The 3,323-nt window shown below is 65.1% G+C and carries 4 protein-coding genes; 2 read left to right on the top strand and 2 right to left on the bottom strand.

What is annotated here, in order from left to right:
* Nucleotides 1–653, top strand: a 653-nt coding sequence (locus tag ABDW21_RS15845) for a citrate/2-methylcitrate synthase (RefSeq protein ID WP_343710720.1), incomplete at its 5' end; no start/stop codon positions are given.
* 132 nt (nt 654–785) lie between these two features.
* Here ABDW21_RS15845 and ABDW21_RS15840 read toward each other — a convergent pair.
* The gene (locus tag ABDW21_RS15840; protein ID WP_343710719.1) at nt 786–1,163 is read right to left on the bottom strand and encodes a DUF393 domain-containing protein; all 378 of its coding nucleotides are present in this window, start codon (nt 1,161–1,163) and stop codon (nt 786–788) included.
* Nucleotides 1,141–1,332: a hypothetical protein gene (locus ABDW21_RS15835; RefSeq protein WP_343602979.1), complete on the bottom strand. Its 192-nt coding sequence runs from the start codon at nt 1,330–1,332 to the stop codon at nt 1,141–1,143. Before ABDW21_RS15835 ends, ABDW21_RS15840 begins: the two co-directional genes overlap by 23 nt.
* Before the next feature lie 115 nt (nt 1,333–1,447).
* Here ABDW21_RS15835 and ABDW21_RS15830 point away from each other — a divergent pair, with 115 nt between their 5' ends.
* A complete protein-coding gene (locus tag ABDW21_RS15830) occupies nt 1,448–3,196 on the top strand; it encodes a DUF3556 domain-containing protein (protein ID WP_343710718.1) in 1,749 nt (582 codons plus the stop codon).
* Nucleotides 3,197–3,323: the final 127 nt, after the last annotated feature.

Here is a 3,323-nt window from a genome sequence, read left to right as displayed (position 1 = left end):
TAGAAGCCCCAGTCCTAGAAGCCCCAGTCCTAGAAGCCCCAGTCCTAGAAGCCCCAGTCGTGTCCGCGTTCGAACAGTCGATGATCCTCTACGCCGAGCACGGCTTCAACGCCTCCACCTTTGCCGCCCGGGTGGTCACCTCGACCGAGTCGGACATGTACAGCGCGGTCACCGCGGCGATCGGGGCGCTCAAAGGCCGGCTGCACGGCGGTGCCAACGAGGCCGTCATGCGGGACATGCTGGAGATCGGCAGCGCGGACAACGTGTCGGACTGGTTGAGCGCCAAGCTTTCCCGCGGCGAGAAGGTGATGGGATTCGGCCACCGCGTCTACAAGCACGGCGACTCACGGGTGCCGACTATGCACGAGGCGCTGCGTAAGGTGGCCGCCGTCCGCGACGGGCAGCGTTGGCTGGACATCTACCACGCCCTGGAGGCCGAGATGGCCGCCGCGACCGGGATCAAACCCAACGTCGACTTCCCGACCGGTCCCGCCTATCACCTGATGCGCTTTGACATCCCGATGTTCACTGCTCTGTTCGTGATGAGCAGGATCACCGGCTGGACCGCGCACATCGTCGAACAGGCCGGGTCCAACGCGCTCATCCGTCCGCTGAGTGAATACTCGGGGCGGCCGCAGCGGGCGCTTACCTGACGGCCCGCGAAAGTGCAACTACCGACGTATTCCCCGAGTGGACCCCTCGGTAGTTGCACTTTCGCGGACCCGTCGGCGGTTGCAGCGATATCGTCACGGAAATCATCGGCCGCTCGCTGTGATGAGGCGGCGTCAGCACGCGGCGGGGTGCGACTGGCAGTACGGCGTCGTGCCGGGAAACAGGTAGCGATGCGCAGCGACCCACCGGTAGGTCGCGTCCTCGACGAACCGGACAGCAGGGATGCGGTAGAGCATCAGCGGCAGCCTGATGCCGATCGCCGTCGCCACCGCCGCGTTCATCGCTTCTGCGCCGGAATACACCGCTCCCGAGGAATCCAGCCACCGGCTGCAGTCGAGCAGCCGCGACGGCGGAATACCCAGCAGCTCAGCGGCGCCCGGGCTCTGTAACGGCGCAGTCTGCAGGTAGGCCGTCCGGTTGTGCCGCACCAGGAATTCGACGACCCGCGTGCATATCCCGCAGGCACCGTCAAAATACAGGGTTCCTGCCATTGTTCACCTCCTGCACTCCCGCGATCCCGAACACCATGCCGGTGCCGATCTCGGCGAGAGCACCCAACCCCGAAGACCACGTTACGTTGATGTGCGGCCACGAGATGAAGCGGTTGTCGATTGCGCCCCGGGGCCGGAACCGATGTGGCTGCTCGATCAGATCAGACATGCGACCACCGTCCCTCACAACGCCTGCATCAACTTGTCTACTACTACATTTAGTAGTAGACAATAGGGCCGCCAACCGGCCTCATCCGCCTAGAACGCGTTCTAATCTGTCGGCCATGGGATTTCTCAAACAGGACACCCCGCAGATCGACTTCGAGCAGTGGAGCAAGGGCACTCGCGCTGAGAAGATCATCCCGATGGCCCGGCACTGGGCCGAGGTGGGCTTCGGCACCCCGGTAGTGCTGCACCTGTTCTACGTCGTCAAAATCGGCCTCTACATCCTGGCGGCGTGGCTGATCGCGCTGACCACCAAGGGCATAGACGGGTTCGCCGACGTTGCACACTGGTACGCCGAGCCGATTGTGTTCGAGAAGGTCGTGCTGTACACCATGCTGTTCGAGGTGGTCGGCCTGGGCTGCGGGTTCGGGCCGCTCAACAATCGGTTCTTCCCGCCGATGGGCTCGATCCTGTACTGGTTGCGGCCCGGCACCATCCGGCTGCCGCCGTGGCCGGATCGCATACCCCTGACCAAAGGTGACGGGCGCACCCCCGTCGACGCGCTGCTCTACGGCGCGCTGCTGGTGCTCCTCGTGATCGCGCTGTTCTCCAACGGCAGCGGGCCGGTCCCGGCGTTGGGCACGACGGTCGGGGTGTTGCCGTCGTGGCAGATCTGGGCGGTGCTGGGCGTGCTGGCGGTGCTGGGATTGCGCGACAAGGTGATCTTCCTGGCCGCCCGCGGCGAGGTGTACGCCTCGTTCACCGTCGCGTTCCTGTTCGCCGGCTACGGCGTGGACATGATCGTGGGCGCCAAACTCGTATGCCTCGTCATCTGGCTGGGGGCGGCGACGTCGAAACTCAACAAGCACTTCCCGTTCGTCATCTCGACGATGATGAGCAACAATCCGGTGTTCCGGCCGCGGTCGATCAAACGCACGTTCTTCGAACACTTCCCGGACGACCTGCGCCCGGGCCGGGCGTCGCGCTGGCTCGCGCATTTTTCCACGGCGATCGAAGGGCTCGTTCCGCTGGTGCTGTTCTTCAGCCACGGCGGCCGGCCCACGGCGATCGCGGCGTTCGTCATGCTGTGCTTCCACGTCGGCATCCTGTCGGCGATCCCGATGGGGGTGCCGCTGGAGTGGAACGTCTTCATGATGTACAGCATCATGGCGCTGTTCGTCGGCCACGCCGGGATCGGGCTCGCCGACATGACGACACCGCTGCCGATACTGCTGTTCGTTGTCGTCGCGGGGACCGTCGTGCTCGGAAACCTGTTCCCGCGCAAGATTTCCTTCCTGCCGGGTATGCGCTACTACGCGGGCAACTGGGACACCACGCTGTGGTGCGTCAAACCCTCCGCCGACGCCAAGATCGCCGACGGCATCGTGGCGATCGCCAGCATGCCGGCCGCCCAGCTGGAGAAGTTCTACGGCAGCAAGGAAGCCGCGCAGATCCCGATGTACATGGGATATGCGTTCCGCGCCTTCAACACCCACGGCCGGGCGCTGTTCACTTTGGCCCACCGGGCGATGGCCGGGGAGAACGAGGACGACTACGTGCTCACCGACGGCGAGCGGATCACCAGCACCGCCATCGGATGGAACTTCGGCGACGGCCACTTCAGCAACGAGCAGTTGGTCGCGGCGCTGCAGCGGCGCTGCCACTTCGAGCCGGGCGAGGTGCGGGTGGTGATGCTCGACGCCCAGCCGATCCATCGCCAAACCCAGCAGTACCGACTGGTCGACGCCGCGACAGGCGAATTCGAGCGTGGCTACGTGCGGGTCGCGGACATGGTGACCCGCCAGCCCTGGGACGACACCCTGCCGGTGCACGTCGACGACCGCGTCAGCTCGGGAGCGTCACGCTGACCGCTGCTGCGATGCGCCGAGCGTGAAACTGTTGCGAGATTCCAGCGATTTTTTCGCAACAGTTTCACACTCGGCGGAGCATCCGGCTAGGTCCCGGAACGCACCTGGGCCCAGGACCGCACCTAGG

The sequence above is a fragment of the Mycobacterium sp. genome, assembly GCF_039583805.1.
Classification (GTDB): domain Bacteria; phylum Actinomycetota; class Actinomycetes; order Mycobacteriales; family Mycobacteriaceae; genus Mycobacterium.
This window is presented reverse-complemented; position numbering and strand designations above follow the sequence as displayed.

Bases quoted from the DNA above. Each gene is read 5' to 3' on its own strand.
- ABDW21_RS15840 (WP_343710719.1), bottom strand. From the start codon at position 1,163: ATGGCAGGAACCCTGTATTTTGACGGTGCCTGCGGGATATGCACGCGG.
- ABDW21_RS15835 (WP_343602979.1), bottom strand. From the start codon at position 1,332: ATGTCTGATCTGATCGAGCAGCCACATCGGTTCCGGCCCCGGGGCGCA.
- ABDW21_RS15830 (WP_343710718.1), top strand. From the start codon at position 1,448: ATGGGATTTCTCAAACAGGACACCCCGCAGATCGACTTCGAGCAGTGG.